Source organism: Streptomyces sp. NPDC041122 (assembly GCF_055592445.1).
The window spans coordinates 171,125-194,594 of the sequence record NZ_JBVIYQ010000008.1 but is presented as its reverse complement, the minus strand read 5'-3'; the positions used below and the strand labels follow the sequence as shown (position 1 = coordinate 194,594).

General features: G+C 71.2%; 19 protein-coding genes. 12 read left to right on the top strand and 7 right to left on the bottom strand.

Features of this window, described 5'->3' with window-relative positions; genetic code table 11:
- Window positions 1–69 precede the first annotated feature (69 nt).
- Complete coding sequence (locus ACZ6B8_RS27540; RefSeq protein WP_355810294.1) at window positions 70–381, top strand: ferredoxin; 312 nt, start codon at window positions 70–72, stop codon at window positions 379–381.
- 19 nt (window positions 382–400) lie between these two features.
- Here ACZ6B8_RS27540 and ACZ6B8_RS27535 read toward each other — a convergent pair whose 3' ends face one another.
- The 3 genes from ACZ6B8_RS27535 to ACZ6B8_RS27525 form a co-directional block, all read right to left on the bottom strand.
- Window positions 401–979: a hypothetical protein gene (locus tag ACZ6B8_RS27535; RefSeq protein WP_471080520.1), complete on the bottom strand. Its 579-nt coding sequence runs from the start codon at window positions 977–979 to the stop codon at window positions 401–403.
- Between the two features lie 216 nt (window positions 980–1,195).
- On the bottom strand, window positions 1,196–2,098 hold the full coding sequence (locus ACZ6B8_RS27530) for a tRNA (adenine-N1)-methyltransferase (protein ID WP_358709697.1): 903 nt from the start codon (window positions 2,096–2,098) through the stop codon (window positions 1,196–1,198).
- A gap of 61 nt (window positions 2,099–2,159) precedes the next feature.
- Window positions 2,160–3,755, bottom strand: a complete 1,596-nt coding sequence (locus ACZ6B8_RS27525; protein WP_471080516.1) for a site-2 protease family protein — start codon at window positions 3,753–3,755, stop codon at window positions 2,160–2,162.
- A 129-nt stretch (window positions 3,756–3,884) separates the two neighbouring features.
- Between ACZ6B8_RS27525 and ACZ6B8_RS27520 the strand changes: the two genes are divergently transcribed.
- Together ACZ6B8_RS27520 and ACZ6B8_RS27515 are read left to right on the top strand one after the other, a co-directional pair.
- Window positions 3,885–4,766: a RecB family exonuclease gene (locus tag ACZ6B8_RS27520; protein WP_471080513.1), complete on the top strand. Its 882-nt coding sequence runs from the start codon at window positions 3,885–3,887 to the stop codon at window positions 4,764–4,766.
- A 15-nt stretch (window positions 4,767–4,781) separates the two neighbouring features.
- Window positions 4,782–5,453, top strand: coding sequence for a response regulator (locus ACZ6B8_RS27515; protein ID WP_030782872.1), 672 nt, complete (start codon window positions 4,782–4,784; stop codon window positions 5,451–5,453).
- An 87-nt stretch (window positions 5,454–5,540) separates the two neighbouring features.
- On the opposite strand, the gene ACZ6B8_RS27510 is transcribed toward ACZ6B8_RS27515, so the two are convergent.
- The 4 genes from ACZ6B8_RS27510 to metH all read right to left on the bottom strand — a co-directional run bounded on the left by ACZ6B8_RS27510 (window position 5,541) and on the right by metH (window position 13,509).
- Window positions 5,541–7,127 (bottom strand): ABC transporter substrate-binding protein, encoded by a 1,587-nt coding sequence (locus tag ACZ6B8_RS27510; RefSeq protein WP_471609022.1) that lies wholly within the window; start codon window positions 7,125–7,127, stop codon window positions 5,541–5,543.
- Between the two features lie 69 nt (window positions 7,128–7,196).
- Window positions 7,197–8,804: an ABC transporter substrate-binding protein gene (locus ACZ6B8_RS27505; protein WP_471609021.1), complete on the bottom strand. Its 1,608-nt coding sequence runs from the start codon at window positions 8,802–8,804 to the stop codon at window positions 7,197–7,199.
- A 339-nt stretch (window positions 8,805–9,143) separates the two neighbouring features.
- Window positions 9,144–9,872, bottom strand: coding sequence for an HAD family hydrolase (locus ACZ6B8_RS27500; protein WP_471080503.1), 729 nt, complete (start codon window positions 9,870–9,872; stop codon window positions 9,144–9,146).
- A gap of 100 nt (window positions 9,873–9,972) precedes the next feature.
- Complete coding sequence (metH, locus tag ACZ6B8_RS27495; protein WP_471080500.1) at window positions 9,973–13,509, bottom strand: methionine synthase; 3,537 nt, start codon at window positions 13,507–13,509, stop codon at window positions 9,973–9,975.
- Window positions 13,510–13,801: 292 nt separating this feature from the next.
- On the opposite strand from metH, the gene ACZ6B8_RS27490 reads away from it, so the two are divergent.
- From ACZ6B8_RS27490 to ACZ6B8_RS27450, 9 genes are all read left to right on the top strand, one after another.
- A complete protein-coding gene (locus ACZ6B8_RS27490) occupies window positions 13,802–14,566 on the top strand; it encodes an IclR family transcriptional regulator (RefSeq protein WP_471080497.1) in 765 nt (254 codons plus the stop codon).
- Window positions 14,567–14,871: 305 nt separating this feature from the next.
- Window positions 14,872–15,663 carry an MIP/aquaporin family protein gene (locus ACZ6B8_RS27485; protein ID WP_471080494.1) on the top strand — a complete coding sequence of 264 codons (792 nt, stop codon included), beginning with the start codon at window positions 14,872–14,874 and terminating at the stop codon, window positions 15,661–15,663.
- Between the two features lie 69 nt (window positions 15,664–15,732).
- Window positions 15,733–17,277, top strand: a complete 1,545-nt coding sequence (gene glpK / locus ACZ6B8_RS27480; protein WP_471609020.1) for a glycerol kinase GlpK — start codon at window positions 15,733–15,735, stop codon at window positions 17,275–17,277.
- Window positions 17,278–17,282: 5 nt separating this feature from the next.
- Window positions 17,283–18,893, top strand: coding sequence for a glycerol-3-phosphate dehydrogenase/oxidase (locus ACZ6B8_RS27475; RefSeq protein WP_471609019.1), 1,611 nt, complete (start codon window positions 17,283–17,285; stop codon window positions 18,891–18,893).
- A 104-nt stretch (window positions 18,894–18,997) separates the two neighbouring features.
- A complete protein-coding gene (locus ACZ6B8_RS27470; protein ID WP_471081348.1) occupies window positions 18,998–19,768 on the top strand; it encodes a phosphorylase family protein in 771 nt (256 codons plus the stop codon).
- Window positions 19,769–19,827: 59 nt separating this feature from the next.
- The gene (locus ACZ6B8_RS27465; protein ID WP_471609018.1) at window positions 19,828–21,219 is read left to right on the top strand and encodes an amidohydrolase; all 1,392 of its coding nucleotides are present in this window, start codon (window positions 19,828–19,830) and stop codon (window positions 21,217–21,219) included.
- Window positions 21,216–21,845, top strand: a complete 630-nt coding sequence (locus tag ACZ6B8_RS27460; RefSeq protein ID WP_471080482.1) for a sulfite oxidase-like oxidoreductase — start codon at window positions 21,216–21,218, stop codon at window positions 21,843–21,845. Before ACZ6B8_RS27465 ends, ACZ6B8_RS27460 begins: the two co-directional genes overlap by 4 nt.
- Entirely contained in the window at window positions 21,838–22,611 is a 774-nt protein-coding gene (locus ACZ6B8_RS27455; protein WP_471609017.1) for a ferredoxin reductase, read from the top strand. The genes ACZ6B8_RS27460 and ACZ6B8_RS27455 overlap by 8 nt, the downstream gene beginning before the upstream one ends.
- Before the next feature lie 122 nt (window positions 22,612–22,733).
- Entirely contained in the window at window positions 22,734–23,405 is a 672-nt protein-coding gene (locus ACZ6B8_RS27450) for a FadR/GntR family transcriptional regulator (protein WP_471080476.1), read from the top strand.
- Window positions 23,406–23,470: the final 65 nt, after the last annotated feature.

The window sequence follows — 23,470 nt, the reverse complement described above, 5'->3', positions numbered from 1 at the left end:
CAACACCCGTCAGGGCTGGCCCGACTTGCTGCAAGAGCGGGCCTCCCGGCGCAGCGACCGGCAGGAGAGATGACCGTGCGGCACGAGGCCGAGACCGGCAGTGAGGGCCATGATCTGGAGGTCTGGATCGACCAGGACCTCTGTACGGGAGACGGCATCTGTGCGCAGTACGCGCCCGAGGTCTTCGAGCTGGACATCGACGGCCTGGCCTATGTGAAGAGCGGCGACGACGAGCTGCTGCAGGCGCCGGGGGCGACAACGCCCGTGCCGCTGCCGCTCCTCACCGACGTGGTGGACTCCGCCAAGGAGTGCCCGGGCGACTGCATTCACGTACGTCGGGTTTCGGACAGGGTCGAGGTCTACGGTCCCGACGCGGCATGACCGTGCGCCCCTCGGGGCATCAGACGCTACGGGCCCCCGCGGGGGTCAGGCGCTCGAACGCGCCGTCCTTCCACTGCCACTTGGCCTTGTCCTGCTCGTCCGGGCAGCAGCGGGGCACGTCGGGCGAGGAGTAGCCGAGCAGGGTCGCGGTGACCGCGCCGTCACGCACGGCGAAGGCGCTGACGTTCTGCCGGTCCTTCGGGTCGACGAGGGTGGCGACGACGCGCGGCTTGCCCCCCGATCCGGTGATCACATAGATCCCGTCGGGCGGGGTGCCCGAGCCGGCCCGGCAGTGCACCACGGCCACGGTCTCCGGCTTGCCGTCGCCGTCGAGGTCGCCGGTGGCCTTCTTCTTCACCACGGGCTCCACGGGGCCGCAGTCGAGCGGGAAGTCGACGGCGGCGGCGTCGGGCGCGGGGGCCGGTCCGCCGGCGACGGCTCTGGAGTGCGTCTTCGGGGCCGTCTGGGCGGCGGTCGCGGCGTCGGGCTGGAGGACGGCGGAGCCCGCGACGACGGCGGCGAGCGCGGCCGCGGTGGCCAGCCAGTGGATGGGGCGGGTGAGGGTGTGTGCCAGTTCCGGGACCGCGGGGTGCTGCACGAGGAAGTGTCTCCTGTGAGGGCGTGCCGGTGGGGAGGTGGCCAGCATCGTGCCATACGTCACAGTGCGGTGGAACACCGGGGTCCGATGGTCTTCGCGGTGCGCGCGGTACGCGGCCGGCGTCCCGTCAACGAAACGGCGCCGCCGCCGAGTTCCCTGGTCGGTCAGGGAACTCGGCGGCGGCGCCTGCTCATTGGGCGGTGGCCGTCGCGCGGGTCAGCGCGGCGTTCCGCCGTCGGCGTTCGGGCCGGAGTAGTCCTCGCCGTACGCGCCCTTGGCGGGGCGGCGGCGGCGCATCGGGGGCTCCACGCCGTCCGCGAGGCGGCGGGCGGTGAGCAGGAATCCGGTGTGGCCGATCATACGGTGGTCCGGGCGCACGGCCAGGCCCTCGATGTGCCAGTTGCGGATCATCGACTCCCAGGCCGTCGGCTCGTTGAAGCCGCCGATCTCGCGGATGGACTCGACGGTCCGCGCGAGCTGGGTGGTGGTGGCCACGTAGCAGCACAGGATGCCGCCGGGGACGAGCGCCTTGGAGACGCCCTCCAGGCACTCCCAGGGGGCGAGCATGTCCAGGATGACGCGGTCGACCTCGGTGTCGCTGAGGTTGTCCTGGAGGTCACCGACGGTCAGCTGCCAGGCCGGGTGCGGGCCGCCGAAGTAGCGCTCCACGTTCTGCTGGGCGATCTCGGCGAAGTCCTCGCGGCGCTCGTAGGAGTGCAGCATTCCCTGGTCGCCGATGGCCCGCAGCAGGAAGCTGCTGAGCGAGCCGGAGCCCACGCCCGCCTCCACGACGCGCGCGCCGGGGAAGATGTCGGCGAAGGCCAGGATCTGCCCCGCGTCCTTGGGGTAGACCACGGCGGCGCCGCGGGGCATGGACAGGACGTAGTCGGGGAGCAGGGGTCGCAACGCCAGGTAGGCGACGTTTCCCGTGGTACGGACAACACTGCCCTCGGGAGCGCCGATCAGCTCGTCGTGCGGGAAGGAACCCTTGTGGGTGTGGAAATTCTTCCCGGCCTCGAGCGTGAACGTGTAGTGGCGTCCCTTGGGGTCGGTGAGCTGGACCTGGTCCCCGACCTTGAAGGGCCCGCGACGGCGGGCGGCACCGGTCGGTTCGGACATGTGACCAGCCTACCGGCCCCCGCGCGGGCCGCCGACCACGGTGCCGGCGGCCCCGGCCCGGTCAGGAGGGGCGGGCCATGGCCTTGACGAAGGCGCGCTCCACGTCCGCGGCGGACAGCACTCCGTAGATCTCGCCGGACTCCTCGACGACGAGGTACTCGGTGGCGGGTGTGGTGCGGAGGGTGTCGAGGAGCTCCTCGCCGGCCAGTTCGACGGAGACCCGCATGCCCTCGGTGATGTCCTGGGCGAGGCCGCCGACGCCGACCCAGGGGCGGCGGTGCTGGGGCACGGAGACGATGGCGGCCTCGCGGACCACGGCCATCGGGTCGCCATCGGCGTCGACGACGACGAGGGCACGGGCGCCCGCGTCGTTGGCCCGGCGCAGCGCCTCGGAGAGCGGGGTGTCGCCCTCGACGGGGACGGCGCGGCGGGTCAGGGTGCGGGCCCGCAGCTCGGGCAGGTGCTCGCGCAGCCGGGCCATGCGGAGGCTGTTCCCCGCGCCGGTCCAGATGATCGCGGCGAGGATCGCGGCGAGCAGGGCGTCCATGACGGTGTCCATGCCGCCGATGTCCTGGGTGTCGCCGCCGAGCGCGCCGGACTGGTTGAGCAGCGGCAGGCCGATCAGGACGGTGATGGCGAGGGCGCGGCCGACCCAGGCGGCGGCCACGGTGCCGCTCATGGGCCTGCCGGTGATCTTCCAGACGACGGCGCGGAGCATGCGCCCGCCGTCCAGCGGCAGGCCGGGCAGGAGGTTGAAGGCGGCGACGATGAGGTTGGAGATCATCAGTCCCGCGAGCAGGACGCCGGGCACGGTGCCCGGGTCGACGGCCTGCATCCCCGCGTAGAACACCCCGGCGAGGACGAGGGAGAGGAGCGGGCCGACGAAGGCGAGGACGAACTCGCGTCCGGGGGTCTCGGACTCCTTCTCGATCTCGGAGACGCCGCCGAAGAACTGCAGCTGGATGCGGCGCACCGGCAGCTTGAAGCGGAGGGCCGCGACGGTGTGGGCGAGTTCGTGGACGAGGACGGAGGCGTAGAAGGCCACCGCGAAGAAGAGGGAGACGAGGTAGCGGGCGCCGCCGAGTTCGGGCAGGACGCGGTCGAGCTGGTCGCCGAAGACCCATGTGATGAGGGCGGCGACGAGGAACCAGCTGGGCGCGACGTAGACGGGCACGCCGAACGGCCTGCCCATGAGCAGTCCGCCGCCGGGCCCCTTCCGGTTGCCGGGCGGCGCGGGGGTGCCCTTGCCCGCGGGCTGCTCCCCTGGTGACGCCTTGGTGAGGGAGGTGGGGGGCTGGGGGCGCCGGTCGTCGGAACCGTGTTCGCCGGGGTTCGACGCGTCAGAGCTCTGCTCGCCGGGGCTCGGCGCCTCGGGGGTCTGCTCGCCGGGGCTCCGCTCATGGCGCGGCTCGGCCGCGGAGGTGTCCGTGCCGTCGTCCCGTGGCCGTGCCGGTTCGCCGGCCGGGTGCCTCGGCGCCTCTGGCGCGCCGGAGGCGTCCGTCGGCCGCTCGGGGTCCCGGCCCGCTTCGGCCCGTCCCGCCGGTTCCTCGGCCGTGTCGACCGGACGTGCCGGCTCCGGGGAGCCGTGCGCACCGTCCGGCCGCAGGCCCTCGGCGCCGTCGGACCGCGGCCTGCCGCTCCCGCCGCTTTCGTCCACGATGTCCCCTCGATCGAAGCGTCCCTCGCCCCGGTATGGCGTGGTTACCCGCACGATCATGCAGGGCGAGAGGGTCTGCCGTCGATGGTATGCGGCTGTTGTCGGTGGCGGGTCGTAGGGTCTGTCCCTATGGAAACCAGCACCGACGGCGTCGTGGCGGCCGTGCGCCCGGCGTCCCTGTCGCCCTCGCGCGCGGGCGACTTCATGCAGTGCCCCCTGCTCTACCGGTTCCGGGTGATCGACAAGCTGCCCGAGAAGCCGAGTGAGGCGGCGACCCGGGGCACGCTGGTGCACGCCGTCCTGGAGCGGCTCTTCGACGCGCCGGCGGGTGAGCGCACCGCGCCGCGCGCCAAGTCGCTCATCCCGGGGCAGTGGGACCGGCTGCGGGAGGCCAAGCCCGAGCTGACGGAGCTCTTCGCGGACGATCCGGAGGGCGAGCGGATGGCGAGCTGGCTCTCCGACGCGGAGCGGCTGGTGGAGCGCTGGTTCACGCTGGAGGACCCGACGCGGCTCGAGCCCGCCGAGCGGGAGCTCTTCGTCCAGGCCGAGCTGGAGTCGGGCCTGAAGCTGCGCGGCATCATCGACCGCGTGGACGTGGCCCCTTCGGGCGAGGTCCGCATCGTCGACTACAAGACGGGCAAGGCCCCGCGTCCGGAGTACGCGGAGGGCGCCCTGTTCCAGATGAAGTTCTACGCCCTGGTGGTGTGGCGGCTGAAGGGTGTCGTGCCGCGCCGCCTCCAGCTCGTCTATCTGGGCAGCGGCGACGTCATCACGTACGACCCGGTGGTCGCCGATCTGGAGCGGGTCGAGCGCAAGCTGCTCGCGCTGTGGGAGGCGATCGAGCTGGCGACCGAGACCGGCAACTGGCGGCCGCGGCCGACCAAACTGTGCGGCTGGTGCGACCATCGGGCGGTATGCCCGGAATTCGGCGGGACTCCCCCGCCGTATCCGCTTCCTGTGAGGGCGCCCGAGTCGGCGGAGGGCGAGCAGGGCAGAATGGGCCCGGGCTAGCTAAGGAGAGACACCGTGGCCATCCGCGTCCTACTGGTCGATGACCAGCCGCTGTTGCGCACCGGCTTCCGGATGATTCTGGAGGCCGAGCAGGACATCGCGGTCGTCGGCGAGGCCGGAGACGGCCTGCAGGCTCTCGACCAGGTGCGGGCGCTGCAGCCCGACGTCGTCCTGATGGACATCCGCATGCCGCGGATGGACGGGGTGGAGGCGACCCGCCAGATCACCGGCCCCGGCCGGGACGGCCCGGCGAAGGTACTGGTCCTGACCACCTTCGACCTCGACGAGTACGTGGTGGAGGCGCTGCGCGCGGGCGCCAGCGGCTTCCTCCTCAAGGACGCCCCGGCCAACGAGCTGGTGCAGGCGATCCGGGTGGTCGCCGCCGGTGAGGCGATGCTCGCGCCGAGCATCACCCGCCGCCTCCTCGACAAGTACTCCGCGCACCTGCCGTCCGGCGACGAGCCGGTGCCCGACACCCTGCACACGCTGACCGACCGCGAGGTCGAGGTCCTGAAGCTGGTCGCCCGCGGCCTGTCGAACGCCGAGATCGCCGCGGACCTCTTCGTCAGCGAGACGACCGTGAAGACGCACGTGGGCCATGTGCTCACCAAGCTCGGGCTGCGCGACCGGGTGCAGGCCGCGGTGTACGCGTACGAGAGCGGGCTGGTGCGCCCCGGCGCGCAGTGACCGTCCGCCCCGCCGGGCCCGGAACGACGAAGGTGGCCGCCCCCTCCACAGGGGACGGCCACCTTTCTCGTACACCGGTGGGCTCGGTCAGCCCTTGCTGATCTCCCAGAAGCGGAAGACCGTCGACGCGTCGAGGCACGACTCCAGGCCGTAGACGCTGTCGCGGACGACGGCGTACTGCTTGGCCTGCCACACCGGCAGGACGGGCAGCTGGTCGGCCACGATGTCCTGCAGCTCGCCGTACTGCTTGTCGGTCTTGGTGCGGTCGCTCTCGGTGGCGGTGCCCGGGATGATCTTCCCGGTGATGGCGCTGTTCTCGAAGTGGTTGCCGAGGACGTTGCCCTTGCCGAAGAACGGCTGGGTGAAGTTGTCCGCGTCCGGGTAGTCCGGCACCCAGCCCTTGACGTAGACGCCGTACTTGCCGGCCGCGATGTCCTTCTCGTACTGCTCGAACTCGACGGACTTCACGTCGGCGTCGAACAGGCCGGAGGCGTTGAGCTGCTGGGCGATGGCCTTCAGCTCCTGGTCCGTGGCCGGGCCGTAGCGCGAGGGCGTCGACCAGAGCGTGAGCTTGGCCTTGCCGTCGATGCCGGCGCCGCGCAGCGCGGACGCGGCCTTCGCGCGCTGCGGGCGGGCGCCGTAGGTGTCGAAGAACGCCGTGTTGTGGCCACCGATGCCCGCCGGGACGATCGAGTACAGGGGCGTCGCGGTGTCCTTGTAGACCTGCTGGACGAGGGCGTCCCGGTCCAGGAGGTAGGCGATGGCCTTGCGCACACCGAGCTTGCCCGCGACCGGGTCCTTCATGTTGAAGACCAGGTGCTGCACCTCGGCGCTGGTGCCCTCCACGATGTCGACGTCCTGGCCCTCCTTGGAGGTGTCCCGCTCGATGTCCGCGATGTCCGCGGCGGCGAGGCCTCGGTAGGCCAGGTCGATCTCGTCGCTCAGGAGCGCCTTCTTCAGGCCCTTCTGGTCGCCGTGGAAGAAGGTGATGGCCACGCCGTCGTTCTTGACCTTGGCGGTGCCCTCGTAGTCGGAGTTGACGGAGAAGACCGCCTGCTCCTTGCCGAACGAGTCCAGCTTGTACGGTCCCGAGCCGACCGCCTTGCCGTCCGTGCGCAGCTTGTTCATGTCGTACTCGCGGTGGTCCACGATGGAGCCCGCGCCCGAGGCGATCTTGCTGGGGAAGGTCGCGTCGGAGTACTTCAGCTTGAAGACCACGGTCTTGCCGTTCGGCGTCTCCACCCGGTCGAGCATCGGGAACATGATCGCCGGGCCGGCGTCGTCCTTGATGTGCCGCATGCGGTCGAAGGAGAACTTGACGTCCTTGGCGGTCAGCGCGTCGCCGTTGCTGAACTTCAGGCCGTCGCGCAGCTCGCACTTGAAGACCTTCGCCTCCGAGTCCGTGAAGCCGCACCGCTTCGCGGCCTCCGGCTCCGGCTCGGTGGCGCCCTTGGGGAAGCTCAGGAGCGACTGGAAGACGTTGTTGAACAGGAGCCAGGATCCGGGGTCGTAGCCGGACGCGGGGTCGGTGGCGAGGACGTCGTCGGACATCCCCATCACGACCGCGTCGCCCGTGTCCCCCGCACCGCCCGATTCCGTGCCGCAGCCGGTCAGCAGGGCGGCGGCCAGCCCTCCCGTGAGGGGAAGGGCCAGCCACTGGTTACGACATTTCACGTACGTGCCTTTGGTGTTGAGGTCGTTCGCTGGACGTGAGGACGCCGGGGCGCCCTCGGTGCGCGCGGGTCAGCCGCTCACACCGCGGCCGAGCTCCCACAGCTGGAGGTTGGACGAGGAGTTGAGCGCCCACTCGATGCCCGTGATGTCGTCGCGCGCCGCGATGTACTGCTTGCCCTGCCACAGCGGGAGCACCGGCACGTCGTCGGCGACGATGTCCTGGATCCTGCGGATGCTCTTGGAGGCGGCCAGCCGGTCGGCCTCGCGACGGGACGTCGGGATCAACTGGTCGTTGATGGTGTCGTTCACGTACGGCGAGCCGAGGAAGTTGTCCTTGTCGAGGAAGGGCGCGAGGAAGTTGTCGGCGTCGGGGAAGTCGGGGAACCAGCCCATGCCGTAGGCCGCGTACTTGCCGTCGCGCTCGGCGGAGCGGAAGGTGCTCCACGGCACGCCCTTGACGTCCACGTCGAACAGGCCGGACCTGTTCAGCTGCTTCTGCAGCAGCTCGAACTCCTTCTTGGTGCCCGGGCCGTAGTGGTCCGTGGTGTAGTGCAGCGTCAGCTTCACCGGGGTGGTGACGTTCGCCCGGTCGAGCAGGGCGCGGGCCTTGGCCGTGCTCGGGTTGCCGTACTTGTTGAAGAACGAGTTGGCGTGACCGGTGATGGTGGAGGGCACGAGGGAGTACAGCGGGTCGGCCGTCGAGCCGTACACCGAGGAGGCCAGCGCGCCGCGGTCGACGAGCTGCGCCATGGCCTGGCGGACGGCCTTGTTCTTGGCCGTCGGGGCGTCGGTGTTGAAGGCGAGGTAGCGGATCTCCAGGCCCTGCATGTCGACCAGGTCGATCTTCTTGCTCGAACCGGCGTCGAGCTCCCTGACCTGCTTGGGCGACATGGTGCGCGTCATCAGGTCGATGTCGCCGTCCTCGAGCGCCTTGCCCATGGCGTCGGCGTCCGGGTAGTTGCGCAGCTCGACCTTGTCGCTCTGCACCTTGAACCCGCCCTTGTAGCTGGGGTTCTTGGTGAACACCGTCTTGACCAGACGGTTGTCCTTCACTTCCTGCTTCGCGGTGTACGGTCCCGAGCCGGACACCTCGAAGCCGTCCCGCAGCTCGTTCTTGGCGTACTGGTCCTTGCTGACGATGCCCGCGGTGGGCGTGGCCAGCTTGAACGGGAACGTGGCGTCCGGCTTCTTGAGGTGGAACACGACGTCGCGGTCGCCCTGGACCTCGATCTCGTCGACGTTCGACACCAGGGCGTCCGAACCGCTCGCGTTCTTGATCTTCATGTCGCGGACGCGCTCGATGGAGAACTTCACGTCGGCGGCGGTCAGCGGCTTGCCGTCGGAGAACTCGAGGCCCTTGCGGAGGGTGCAGGTGTAGCGCTCGTTGCCCGTGTCGGTGAAGCCGCACCGCTCGGCCGCCTCGGGCTGTGGGTCACCACCGCCGCGCGGCATCGCCATCAGCGTCTGGACGGTCTGGCGCAGGAGGTTCCAGGAACCGGCGTCGTAGGCGTACGCCGGGTCGAAGGGCGCCGGGACCTCCTTGGAGATGGCGAACGCGTCCGTGGTGCCGACGGCGATCGGCTTGTCGCCGTCCGACCCGTCCGAGCCTCCGCACGCGGCGAGCGCGGGGGCGAGCAGACCTATGACAGCCGGCAGCACCAAAGTCTTGCGGTTCATGCTCGACGTTCTCCAGAGCTCTTGAATCCCGTGGATCCGGCAACGCGGGGTGAGGGTTGGTGGGGCACGGGGGGTGGGGCGATGTTCTCGCGACGAGATTAGTCCGCACCAGACGAGCGCCGGAGGGGGCCTGAACCGCTCATTCATCACGCTGCGAAACCGGGCGTGGACACACCGATAACCCGACACCGGAAGGTTTCGTGCACGCTCCCACCAATCGGGACACAACGACACGCCGCTCCCCACCCGGCCGTGGCGCGCTGCACACGCGGGCACCCTTGTCGACCCCCTTGAGGATGGGAAACGTCACACTGCTTCAAGGGGTTGCCGACGGAACTGTCAGAGAGTCATCAACCCTTGCAGGAAAGGCAGGTTGACGCTTTCGAGGGAGGGGACGACGGTGCGGCCGGCGGCTGCGGGGATGGGCGCGACCGACGGTACGGCCACGACGCGGCAGCCCGCGGCCTCGGCGGCGGCGACACCGGTCGCGGTGTCCTCGATGACGGCGCACCGGGCGGGGTCCGCGGCGAGTCCCCGGGCGGCCAGGAGGTAGGGGTCGGGGTGGGGCTTGGTGCGGGCCACCTCGTCGCCGGCAACGGTGAGTTCGAAGTGGTGGGCGCCGATCGAGCCGAGGACGCGGTCGATGATGCGGCGGTGCGAGGCGGAGACCAGGGCCATCGGAACGCCGTGCGCGCCGAGTTCGGTGAGCAGCCTGGCGGCGCCCGGCATCAGCGGCAGGGAGCGGCCGATGCGCTCCTCGAAGCCGTCGTTGAGCAGCACGGTGAGCTCGGGGACGGTGATGTCGGCGCCGGTGGCCTCGATGAGGAAGCCCGCGCTGCGCGTCATGGGGCCGCCGACGACGACGTCGCGCCAGGCCTCGTCGAGCGCGTGCCCGAGGGAGGCGAAGACCGCGACCTCGGCGTCCCACCAGAAGCCCTCGGTGTCCACGAGGGTTCCGTCCATGTCGAGCAGCACACCCTGCAGGGCGGAGCCTTCGGCCTTTCGGGTATCCCCTGCTCGAGTGGGTTCGAGAGCTTGGGGAGGGGTGCCGGGAACCGTACTGGTCATGCGACCACACCTTCCTTGAGGGACGAGAAGGCCGGCTGCCTCCTTCTGACGGGAAGGCAACCGGCCTGCACTGGACCGACCAGTGTACGACTGCGCCGGATCAGCGCGCGTTGAAATATTTCGCCTCGGGGTGGTGGATGACGATCGCGTCGGTGGACTGCTCGGGGTGGAGCTGGAACTCCTCGGAGAGCTGGACGCCGATCCGCTCCGGCTGGAGCAGCTCGGCGATCTTCGCCCGGTCCTCCAGGTCGGGGCAGGCGCCGTAGCCGAGCGAGAAGCGCGCGCCGCGGTACTTCAGCGCGAACATGTCCTCGACGTCCGCGGGGTCCTCTCCCCCGAAGCCGAGCTCGGCGCGCACCCGCGCGTGCCAGTACTCGGCGAGCGCCTCGGCCAACTGCACGGACAGGCCGTGCAGTTCGAGGTAGTCGCGGTAGGAGTCGGCGGCGAAGAGCTCGGCGGTGGCCTCGCCGATCTTCGAGCCGACGGTGACGACCTGGAGGCCCACAACGTCCGTCTCGCCGGACTCCTCGGGGCGGAAGAAGTCGGCCAGGCAGAGCCTGCGCCCGCGGCGCTGGCGCGGGAAGGTGAAGCGGGTGCGCTCGGCGCCGTCCTCACCGAGGATGATCAGGTCGTCACCCTTGGAGACGCACGGGAAGTAGCCGTGCACGACGGCGGCCTCCAGGAGGTTGTCGGTCTGGAGCCGGTCCAGCCAGCCGCGCAGCCGCGGCCGCCCCTCGCTCTCCACCAGCTCCTCGTACGAGGGTCCGTCGCCGGTCCGCGCCTGCTTCAGGCCCCACTGGCCCTTGAACAGCGCACCTTCGTCCAGCCAGGACGCGTACTCCTTGAGCTGGATGCCCTTGACCACCCGCGTGCCCCAGAACGGCGGCTCGGGAACCGGGTTGTCCACCGACACGTCGGAGCGCGCCGGCAGCTCCTCCTCATTGACCTCGAGGACGGCGGCGGTGGCCTTGCTCGGCACCCGGCGCTGCTTGAGCTCCGGCAGCGTGGCCCCCGGCACGCCCCGCTTGACGGCGATGAGGGCGTCCATCAGGCGCAGGCCCTCGAAGGCGTCGCGGGCGTAGCGGACCTCGCCCTCGTAGATCTCGTGCAGATCCTGCTCGACGTAGGCGCGGGTCAGGGCGGCGCCGCCCAGGATCACGGGGAAGTCGGCGGCCATCTTGCGCTGGTTGAGCTCCTCCAGGTTCTCCTTCATGATCACCGTGGACTTGACCAGCAGCCCCGACATGCCGATCACATCGGCCTTGTGCTCCGCGGCCGCGTCCAGGATCGCCGCGACGGGCTGCTTGATGCCGAGGTTGACGACGTTGTAGCCGTTGTTGGACAGGATGATGTCGACCAGGTTCTTGCCGATGTCGTGGACATCGCCACGGACGGTGGCCAGCACGATGGTGCCCTTGCCCTCGTCGTCGGTCTTCTCCATGTGCGGTTCGAGGTGGGCGACCGCGGTCTTCATCACCTCGGCGGACTGGAGCACGAAGGGCAGCTGCATCTGGCCGGAGCCGAACAGCTCACCGACCACCTTCATGCCCTCCAGGAGGGTGTTGTTGACGATGTCCAGGGCCGGGGTGTCCTGGAGCGCCTCGTCGAGGTCGGCCTCCAGACCGTTCTTCTCGCCGTCGATGATGCGCCGCTGCAACCGCTCGTCCAGCGGCAGCGCGAGGAGTTCCTCGGCCTTGCCGGCCTTCATCGACTTCGTCGAGACGCCCTCGAAGAGCTCCATCAGCTTCTGCAGCGGGTCGTAGCCCTCCGCGCGCCGGTCGTAGATCAGGTCCAGGGCGGTGGTGACCTGTTCCTCGTCGAACCGCGCGATCGGCAGGATCTTCGAGGCGTGCACGATCGCCGAGTCCAGGCCCGCCTTGACGCACTCGTCGAGGAAGACGGAGTTGAGCAGGACACGGGCGGCCGGGTTCAGGCCGAAGGAGATGTTCGACAGACCCAGCGTGGTCTGCACGTCCGGGTGGCGCTTCTTGAGCTCGCGGATCGCCTCGATGGTGGCGATGCCGTCCTTGCGGGACTCCTCCTGGCCGGTGCAGATGGTGAAGGTCAGGGTGTCGATGAGGAGGTCCGACTCGTGGATGCCCCAGTTGCCGGTCAGATCCTCGATCAGGCGCTCGGCGATGGCGACCTTGTGCTCGGGGGTACGGGCCTGGCCCTCCTCGTCGATGGTCAGCGCGATCAGCGCGGCCCCGTGCTCCTTGGCGAGGGCCGTCACCTTCACGAACCGCGACTCGGGCCCGTCACCGTCCTCGTAGTTGACGGAGTTGATGACCGCACGTCCGCCCAGCTTCTCCAACCCGGCCTGAAGGACGGGCAGTTCAGTGGAGTCCAGCACGATCGGCAGCGTCGAGGCGGTCGCGAAGCGGCCCGCGAGCTCGGCCATGTCCGCGACCCCGTCCCGGCCCACGTAGTCCACGCACAGGTCCAGCATGTGCGCGCCCTCACGGATCTGGTCGCGCGCCATCTCCACACAGTCGTCCCAGCGGCCCTCCAGCATGGCCTCCCGGAACTTCTTCGACCCGTTGGCGTTCGTGCGCTCACCGATCGCCATGTACGCGGTGTCCTGACGGAACGGCACCGTCTGGTACAGCGACGCGGCGCCCGGCTCGGGGCGCGGCTCACGGGCCGTGGTCTGCGCGCCCCGTACCCGCTCGACGACCTGGCGCAGGTGCTCGGGGGTCGTACCGCAGCAGCCGCCCACCAGGGACAGGCCGTAGTCGCGGACGAAGTTCTCCTGGGCGTCGGCCAGTTCGGCGGCCGTCAGGGGGTAGTGGGCGCCGTCCTTGCCGAGGACGGGCAGGCCGGCGTTGGGCATGCAGGAGATCGGGACGCGCGAGTGGCGGGCGAGATAGCGCAGGTGCTCGCTCATCTCGGCGGGGCCCGTGGCGCAGTTCAGGCCGATCATGTCGATGCCCAGCGGCTCCAGGGCGGTGAGCGCGGCGCCGATCTCGGAGCCGAGGAGCATGGTGCCGGTCGTCTCGACGGTGACCGAGCAGATCACCGGGAGGTTCGCGCCGGTGGCGTCCAGGGCGCGGCGGGCGCCGAGGATCGCGGCCTTGGTCTGCAGGAGGTCCTGTGTGGTCTCGACGAGGAGCGCGTCGGCGCCGCCGGCGATCATGCCTTCCGCGTTCGTCTGGTAGGCGTCGCGCAGGGTGGCGTACGGGGCGTGGCCGAGGGTCGGCAGCTTGGTGCCCGGGCCCATCGAGCCCAGCACCCAGCGCTGCTGCCCGGTCTCCCGGGTGAACTCGTCGGCGACCTCGCGGGCGATGCGCGCGCCGGACTCGGAGAGCTCGAAGTTGCGCTCGGGGATGTCGTACTCGCTCAGGGCCGCGAAGTTCGCGCCGAAGGTGTTGGTCTCCACGCAGTCCACGCCCACCGCGAAGTACTCCTGGTGGACGGAGCGCACGATGTCGGGGCGGGTGACGTTCAGGACCTCGTTGCAGCCTTCGAGCTGCTGGAAGTCCTCCATCGTGGGGTCCTGCGCCTGGAGCATGGTGCCCATCGCCCCGTCGGCCACCACCACTCGGGTGGCCAGGGCCTCGCGGAGGGCGTCGGCCCGGGCCCTGCTCTCGGACGAAACGGGCGTGGGCTGCGACGACGGGGTTGGCGACGAGGCCATGAAAGAGCTCCCTGGAGTGCGACGGCTGTCGGCTTTGCGCCTTCTGGTTGGAGGGCGCACTCGGCCAGGGTAGCCGGGACCAAGGTCCTGCGGTGGAGGCGTCCACGAGACGGACTAGGGCGGCGCCCCGGCGCGGCGCCGCCGGTTCGTCCCCGTGCGTGACCCGGGATCGGGGCAACACGGGTCGTCCGCGCATTAGCGAGAGGTCGACAACGACCGATAGTGTTCAGCATTGCCGAACGCCGACACTGGTGCGGCGACATGGAGCGAGGGGACGGAGGTCGGGGCTGCGATGGCACGCAACATCCAGTCGCTCGAACGGGCCGCGGCGATGCTGCGGCTGCTCGCGGGCGGCGAGCGACGGCTCGGTCTCTCGGAGATCGCCTCCTCCCTCGACCTCGCCAAGGGTACGGCGCACGGCATCCTGCGCACCCTGCAGGCGGAGGGCTTCGTCGAGCAGGACTCCGCGTCGGGCCGCTACCAGCTGGGCGCCGAGCTGCTGCGCCTCGGCAACAGCTATCTGGACGTGCACGAGCTGCGGGCCCGGGCCCTGGTGTGGACCGACGACCTGGCCCGCTCCAGCGGCGAGAGCGTCCATCTGGGCGTGCTCCACCAGCAGGGCGTGCTCATCGTCCACCACGTCTTCCGGCCGGACGACAGCCGCCAGGTCCTCGAGGTGGGGGCCATGCAGCCGCTGCACTCCACGGCGCTCGGCAAGGTGCTCTCCGCGTACGACCCGGTCGCGCACAACGAGGCCGTCGAGGTCGAGCGCAACTCCTTCACGGCGCACACCGTGACCGACCCCGAGGGCTTCGAGTCCATCCTCGACCTGACCCGCGCGCGCGGGTACGCGGCCGACGTCGAGGAGACCTGGGAGGGCATCGCCTCCGTCGCCGCCCCGATCCACGACCGGCGCCGCATGCCGGTCGGCGCGGTCGGCGTCACCGGCGCCGTCGAGCGGGTCTGCCGGGACGGGGAGCTGCGGCCCGACCTGATCGCCGCCGTGCGGGACTGCGCGCGCGCCGTCTCCCGGGACCTGGGCGCCGGGCGCTTCTGACGCCGGCGGCCGCCGGGCGCCCCCTGACACCCTCCCCCGCCTGCGGGCGGGCCGGTTCCGTGGTGACGTAGACCCATAAGACAGAACGATCAATAACGATCGTGTTTTCAATAACAGAACCCTTGACGATCCAGTAACCCCGGGGTGAGACTCGCGTCCATCGGTCGGCATTGTCGAACACCTACCGGCATTACGCGCTAGAGTGTGACAAGGCCAAGGGCCGGCAACGACCTCACCTGAGGTCGCGGACCACCGGAGGGACCCGGGGTTCGCCTTCCCCTGGACGAAGGACAAAGGAGTCGCGGGTGTCCAGCTCCGACATCTTCATCGGCGAGACCATCGGTACCGCCGTGCTCATCCTGCTCGGCGGTGGCGTGTGCGCCGCCGTCACGCTCAAGCGCTCAAAGGCCAAGGACGCCGGCTGGCTCGCGATCACCTTCGGGTGGGGCTTCGCGGTCCTGACCGGCGCCTATCTCGCGGGAGGCGTCTCCGGCGCCCACCTCAACCCGGCGGTCACGCTCGGTCTCGCCATCGAGGGCGGCACCAAGTGGAGCGACGTACCGCTGTACCTGGCCTCGCAGCTGCTGGGCGCGATGATCGGCGCCGTGCTGGTGTGGGTCACCTACCTGGGCCAGTTCAAGGCCCACCTGACCGACCCCGAGATCCTCGCGGCGCAGCCGGTCGAGGAGGGCATGGTCGACCAGAAGGCCGCGCCGTCGGCCGGTCCGGTGCTCGGCGTCTTCTCGACCGGTCCGGAGATCCGGAACTACGTCCAGAACGTGCTCACGGAGATCATCGCCACGGTCGTCCTGGTCCTCGCCATCCTGACCCAGGGGCTGAACGACGGCGGCAACGGCCTCGGCACCCTCGGCGCCCTGATCACCGCGCTCGTCGTGGTCGGCATCGGCCTCTCTCTCGGTGGCCCCACGGGCTACGCGATCAACCCCGTCCGTGACCTCGGTCCGCGCATCATCCACTCCGTGCTCCCGCTGCCGAACAAGGGCAGCTCGGACTGGTCGTACGCCTGGGTGCCGGTCGTCGGCCCACTGATCGGCGGCGCCATCGCCGGCGGTCTCTACAACGTCGCGTTCAAGTAGACCCGCGACAGCGACCGATGACCGCCACAGACGCCTGAGACCGACAGCCAAGAATTTCTGGAGCACACCGTGACCGACGCACACACCGCAGGCCCCTTCATCGCGGCCATCGACCAGGGCACCACCTCGAGCCGCTGCATCGTCTTCGACAAGGACGGCCGGATCGTCTCCGTCGACCAGAAGGAGCACGAGCAGATCTTCCCGAAGCCGGGCTGGGTCGAGCACGATGCCGCCGAGATCTGGACCAACGTCCAGGAGGTCGTCGCCGGAGCCGTGTCCAAGGCCGGCATCACCCGCGACGACATCAAGGCCATCGGCATCACCAACCAGCGCGAGACGACGCTGTTGTGGGACAAGAACACCGGTGAGCCGGTGCACAACGCCATCGTCTGGCAGGACACCCGCACCGACGCGCTCTGCAGGGAGCTCGGCCGCAACGTCGGCCAGGACCGCTTCCGCCGCGAGACCGGCCTGCCGCTGGCCTCCTACTTCGCGGGCCCCAAGGCCCGCTGGCTGCTCGACCACGTGGAGGGTCTGCGCGAGCGCGCCGAGGCCGGCGACATCCTCTTCGGCACCATGGACTCCTGGGTCATCTGGAACCTGACCGGCGGCGTCAACGGCGGCAAGCACGTCACCGACGTCACCAACGCCTCGCGCACCATGCTGATGAACCTGCACAAGATGCAGTGGGACGAGAAGATCTGCGAGTCCATCGGCGTGCCCACGGCGATGCTCCCCGAGATCCGCTCCTCCGCCGAGGTCTACGGCGAGGTCACCGGCGGCACGCTCGGCGACGTGCTCGGCGGCATCCCCGTCGCCTCGGCGCTCGGCGACCAGCAGGCGGCCCTCTTCGGCCAGACCTGTTTCGACGAGGGCGAGGCCAAGTCCACCTACGGCACCGGCACGTTCATGCTCCTGAACACCGGTGACAAGGCCATCAACTCCTACTCGGGCCTGCTGACCACGGTCGGCTACCAGATCGGCGACCAGAAGCCGGTCTACGCCCTGGAGGGCTCCATCGCCGTCACCGGTTCGCTGGTGCAGTGGATGCGCGACCAGATGGGCCTGATCAACTCCGCCGCCGAGATCGAGACGCTCGCGTCCTCGGTCGAGGACAACGGCGGCGCCTACTTCGTGCCGGCCTTCTCCGGTCTTTTCGCCCCGTACTGGCGCTCCGACGCTCGCGGTGTGATCGCCGGTCTCACCCGGTACGTCACCAAGGCGCACATCGCGCGCGCCGTCCTGGAGGCCACGGCCTGGCAGACCCGTGAGATCACCGACGCCATGACGAAGGACTCCGGCGTCGAGCTCGCGGCCCTCAAGGTCGACGGCGGCATGACCTCCAACAACCTGCTGATGCAGACCATCTCGGACTTCCTCGACGCGCCCGTGGTGCGTCCGATGGTCGCCGAGACCACCTGCCTCGGCGCCGCCTACGCCGCCGGTCTCGCCGTCGGCTTCTGGTCCTCGACCGACGAGCTGCGCGCCAACTGGCGCCGGGCCGCCGAATGGACCCCCCACATGGACGCGGACACCCGCGACCGTGAGTACAAGAGCTGGCTCAAGGCCGTGGAACGGTCCATGGGCTGGCTCGACGAGAGTGGCGAGGAGTAAGACACATGACCACCCTGCAGAGCGTCCCTGCCCTCGGGACGCATCCGGCCGCCGGTTCGCACCAGAGCCGCGCCGAGACCCGGGAGCAGCTTTCCAAGGCGACGTACGACCTCCTGGTGATCGGCGGCGGGATCCTGGGCATCTCCACCGCCTGGCATGCCGCGCAGTCGGGACTGCGGGTGGCCCTGGTGGACGCCGGCGACTTCGCCGGCGCCACCTCCTCCGCCTCCTCCAAGCTCCTGCACGGCGGTCTGCGCTACCTGCAGACCGGCGCCGTGAAGCTGGTGGCGGAGAACCACTTCGAGCGCCGCGCGGTCTCCCGTCAGGTGGCCCCCCACCTGGCGAACCCGCTCACCTTCTACCTGCCGGTCTACAAGGGCGGCCCGCACGGCGCGGCCAAGCTGGGCGCGGGCGTCTTCGCCTACTCGGCGCTCTCCGCCTTCGGTGACGGCGTCGGCCACCTGCTCTCCCCGGCCAAGGCCGCCCAGGACGTGCCGGAGCTGCGCACCGACAACCTGAAGGCCGTCGCGGTCTACGGCGACGACCAGATGAACGACGCCCGCATGGCGCTGATGACGGTCCGCGCGGCCGTCGAGGCGGGCGCCTCGGTCCTCAACCACGCCGAGGTCACCGGCCTGCGCTTCACCAAGGGCCGGGTCACCGGCGCGGAGCTCAAGGACCGCATGAGCGGCGACGAGTTCGGCGTCAACGCCCGTCTGGTCCTCAACGCCACCGGGCCGTGGGTCGACCACCTGCGCAAGATGGAGAACCCCGGCGCGGCCCCCTCCATCCGCCTCTCCAAGGGCGCGCACCTGGTCCTCAAGCGCACCGCCCCCTGGAAGGCCGCGCTGGCGACCCCGATCGACAAGTACCGCATCACCTTCGCCCTCCCCTGGGAGGACATGCTGCTGCTCGGCACCACGGACGAGGAGTTCGAGGGCGACCCGGCGGACGTGCGCGTCACGGAGCAGGACACCGCCCAGATCCTGGACGAGGCCGCCTTCTCCATCCGCGACCAGCAGCTGTCGCGCGACCTGATCACGTACTCCTTCGCGGGTCTGCGGGTGCTGCCCGGCGGCCCCGGCGACACCTCCAAGGCCAAGCGCGAGACGGTCGTCACCGAGGGCACCGGCGGCATGCTGTCGGTGGCCGGCGGCAAGTGGACGACGTTCCGGCACATCGGCCGTACGGTGATGAAGAAGCTGGAGGCGCTGCCGGGGCACCCGCTCGGCGACGACTACGAGCCGATCTCCGAGCTGCCGAAGAAGCTGCCGCTGCCCGGCATCGCCAACCCGCGTGCCGTCGCCCACCGCCTCCTGGTCGACGGTCCGGCGCCCGGCCCGCGGATGGCCGCCGACACCGCCAAGCACCTGGCGACGCACTACGGCTCGCTCTCCTTCGACATCGCCCGGCTCGCGAACGAGAACCCGGAGCTGGCCGAGCGCGTCCACCCGGACGCCCCGGAGATCTGGGCCCAGGTCGTCTACGCCCGGGACAACGAGTGGGCCGAGACGGCGGACGACGTGCTGCGCCGCCGTACGACGCTGACGATCCGCGGCCTGGCCACGGACGACGTGCGGAGCAAGGTCGAGGACCTGCTGGGCAAGAAGGCCTGAGCGCCGGCTCGCACAGCGCGGTCGCGCACGGGACGGCTCCCCGACGGGGGGCCGTCCCTTCCGCGTGTCCGGCGCTGCGTACGATCGCCGACGTGAGCTCTCCGATGACGTCGCCCTCCGACGCGCTGCCCGTCACCCGTGTCCCGCGCACCGGCCTGCCCGCGCACGCGGTGGTCGTCGGCGACCCGGGCCGGGCGGTCGCCGTCGCGGACCTCCTCGACGACGCCAAGGAGGTGTCGTACCACCGCGAGTACCGCACCTTCACGGGCGGCTGGCAGGGCACGCAGGTCGTCGTCGCCTCGCACGGCGTCGGCGCGCCCGGCGCGCTGCTGCTCTTCCAGGAGCTCGCCGAGGCCGGCGTCAGGACCATCCTGCGGCTCGGCACGGCGGGCGCGATCCGGCCCGGGATCCGCGACGGCGACCTGGTCATCGCGGACGCCGCGGTGCGCGACGACGGCGTCACCCAGCAGTTGATCCCCGCCGAGTACCCGGCGTTCTCGGCGCCGGAGGCGGTCCTCGCGCTGCAGCGCGCGGCGCGGGCGGCCGGCGCCCCGCACCACCGAGGCGTGGTGTGGACGCGGGCCGCGTTCCAGCCGGGCTTCCTGCCGCTGCCCGGCGAGGCGTACGCGCGGGCCGGGATCGCGGCGATCGAGATGGAGCTCTCCGCGCTGCTCGTCTTCGCCGCCACGCACGGTCTGACCGCGGGCGGCGCGCTCGTCGTGGACGGTGCCAACGCCGACGAGCTGGTCGACGACGAGGCGTCCGTCGGGACGGGCGGCTACGACCCGCACCGCGACGTGGTCGCCGCCGGGGTCGACCGCGGCGCCCGGATAACCTTGGACGCACTGCGCCTGCTGGCCTCCACCACCCACTGAACGACCCGCCGTACGAACGACCCGCGCCCCCGGACGACCCGCGCGAAAGAACGGAAGCGATGCACCCCACCGACCTGCCGGCCCAGGACCGCGGCGGCTCCATCGACCTGCTGGTGCACGGCGGCGACGTACTGACCGTCGACGCCGCGGGCACCGTCGTGACGGACGGCGCGGTCGCCGTCCGCGCGGGCCGCGTCGTCGAGGTGGGCCCCGCCGAGCGGCTGCGCACGACGTACGAGGCGGCCGAGGAGATCGACGCGCGCGGCTGCCTCGTGCTGCCGGGCCTGATCAACACGCACACCCATCTGGCGATGACGCTGCTGCGCGGCATCGCCGACGACGTCACGCTCCAGGGGTTCCTCGCCCGGGTGATCCCGCGCGAGGCCGGGCTGCTCTCCCCGGCGACGGTGACGGCGGGCATCCGCGGCGCGATCGCGGAGTCCGTGCGCGGCGGCGTCACGACCGCGCTGGACATGTACTGGTTCCACGAGGCGGCCGAGGCCGCGGCCCGCGAGGCGGGGTGGCGGCTGCTCACCGGCCCCACCTTCATGGACGTGCCGGGCCCGCCCGACGGGCGCCCCTACGCGGAGCGGCTCGGCTGGGCCACCGCCGACCTGGCCGCCCGCACGCCGGCGCCGGGCACCCGCCCGGTCCTCTTCGCGCACTCCGCGTACACCCTGGCACCCGAGCAGCTGACGGCGATCGCCGCGCTGGCCCGCGAGCACGGCGCGCTGCTGCACCTGCACGCCGCGGAGAACGCGGGCGAGGTGGGCGTCGTCACCGAGCAGCACGGCATGCGGCCGGTGGAACTCCTCGACTCGCTCGGGGTGCTCGGCCCGGACACGCTGCTCGCGCACGCCGTCGACCTCGCCGACGCGGAGATCGCGACGCTGGCCCGCACGGGTACGGGCGTCGCGCACTGCCCGGTGTCCAACCTGAAGCTGGGCTGCGGCATCGCGCGGGTGCCCGAGCTGCTCGACGCGGGCGTCACGGTGGGCCTCGGCACGGACGGCGCCGTGAGCTCCAACACGCTGGACCTGCTGGGCGCGGTGAACGTGGCCGCGCTCGTGCACAAGGCGGGCGGCGACCCCACCGCGGTCGGCGCCGAGCAGGCGGTGCGGATGGCGACCGCCGAGTCGGCGCGGGCCCTCGGCCTCGACGACCAGCTGGGGTCGCTGGAGGCCGGCAAGCGCGCCGACCTGATCGTGCTCGACCTGCGGCGGCCGCACCTCGCGCCCCGGCACGACCCGTGGTCGACGCTGGCGTACGCGGCCGCGGCCGCCGACGTCCGGGACACCGTGGTGGACGGGCGCGTCCTGATGCGCGACCGGGTCCTGCTCACCCTCGACGAGGCGGCCGTCCTGCGGGACCTGACCGCAGCGGCGGCCGGGACCGGGGACCGCGCGGGCGACACGGACGAGGCGGACCGCACCGAGGCGGGGGCCGGATGACCCCCGGCACCGGTTTCGAGCCCACCCGCGGCTTCACCGGCCGCTCCCGCGCCGCCGACCGCGACCCGCGGCTGCCGCCCGGGCAGTACGACGCGGGCGACACCTGGCCCGTCCTGTCCGCCGAGGTGACCCCGCACCTGGCCGCCGCCGACTGGACGTTCCGCGTCGACGGCATGGTCGCGGCCCCGCGCACCTGGAGCTGGGACGAGGCGCACGCGCTGCCCGCCGCCGAGTACCGGGGCGACATCCACTGCGTCACGAGCTGGTCCAAGTTCGGGGTGCGGTTCGGCGGGGTGAGCCTGGACACCTTCCTCGCCGAGGCCCGCCCGCTCGCCGGGGCGACGCACGTCATCGCGTACGCGCACACCGGCTACACGACCAACCTTCCGCTGGCCGACGTGACGGGCGGCCGGGCGTGGATCGTGTGGGAGTACGGCGACGAGCCGCTGCCCGCCGAGCACGGCGGCCCGGCCCGGCTGATCGTCCCCCACCTGTACTTCTGGAAGAGCGCCAAGTGGGTCGCGGGGCTGCGCGTCACCGACCGCGAGGAGCCCGGCTTCTGGGAGCAGAACGGCTACCACCACCGGGGCGACCCCTGGGCCGAGGAGCGCTACTCCGGTGACTGATTTCTCATACGGTGACGGCTCCGCGGCGGCGCCGTTCGTGCCGCCGACGGCGTTCGCCGTGCCCGGCCGCATCGATGTGGAGAGCCGTTCGGCCGCCGTGTGGCAGCGCGCGATGATCGTGGGGGTCCGCCGTGAGACGCCGCGCGCCGCCACCTTCCGGCTGAAGGTCCCCGAGTGGGAGGGGCACGTCCCGGGTCAGCACCTGATGCTGCGCCTCACCGCCGAGGACGGCTATATCGCCCAGCGGCACTACTCGATCGCCTCGGCCCCGGACGGCGGCGGCGAGATCGAGCTGACCCTCGACCAGGTGCGGGACGGCGAGGTGTCGGGGCATCTGCACACCGTGGCGCGCGTCGGCGACACGGTCGAGGTGCGCGGGCCGCTGGCCGGGTTCTTCGCCTGGCCGGGCGACCGTCCCGCCCTGCTGCTCGGGGCAGGATCGGGCGTGGTGCCGCTGATGTCGATGGTCCGCCACCGCCGTCTCGCGGGGCTCGACGTCCCGCTGCGGCTGATCGTCTCGGCGCGCACGCCACAGGACCTGATCTACGCGGACGAGTACGGCGAGGAGACCACCGTGGTCCTCACCCGCTCCGAAGGCCGTCTGAACGCGGGCCACTTGGCGGGCCTGCTGGATGCGGACGGGCGGCCCGAGGGCGGCTGGGAGGCGTACATCTGCGGCTCCAACGGATTCGCGGAGCACGCGTCGCGGCTGCTGGTGGAGGGCGGTCAGCCGGTGGACCGGATCAGGATCGAGCGCTTCGGCTGACCCGCCGTCCAGGAAAAGGGGCATTCCCCTTACTCCCGTGCGGGGTGGGTGCGCGGCGGGCCATAATCGCCAGATACATCGGATGTCTATTCGGCACTTTTGACGGGCGAGGCGAGGTCCCCATGGCTGTCACCGACGAGGCCATCGAGAAGATCAAGGGCATGATCGTCTCGGGCGCCCTGCGCCCCGGCGACCGGCTGCCCAAGGAGAGCGAACTCGCCGCCGAGCTGGGCCTTTCGCGCAACTCGCTGCGCGAGGCGGTACGCGCGCTCGCGCTGATCCGCATCCTCGACGTACGCCAGGGCGACGGCACGTACGTCACCAGTCTGGATCCCCAACTCCTTCTGGAAGCGCTGAGCTTCGTCGTCGACTTCCACCGCGACGACACGGTCCTGGAGTTCCTCGCGGTGCGCCGCATCCTGGAACCGGCCGCCACGGCGATGGCCTGCGCCCACATCTCCGACGCCGAACTGGACGCGCTGAGCGAGCAGTTGGACGCCCTGGGCGAGGCGCCGTCCGTGGAGGAGCTGGTCGGCTGTGACCTGGAGTTCCACCGCGGCATCGTGCAGTCGTCCGGCAACTCCGTCCTGTGCTCGCTGCTCGACGGCCTCTCCGGCCCCACCACCCGGGCCCGCGTCTGGCGCGGCCTGACCCAGGAGGATGCCGTCAGCCGCACGCTGCGCGAGCACCGGGCGATCCTCGCCGCCCTGCGGGACCGGGACGCCGAGGCGGCCAGGTCGTGGGCGACGGTGCACATCGCGAGCGTCGAACAGTGGCTGCGTTCGACGCTCTGACACCGGTCCGCTCCCCTGCGTGAGGGCCCGGCGCCCGCGCGCCCGGACCGGGCGCCACCCGGCCC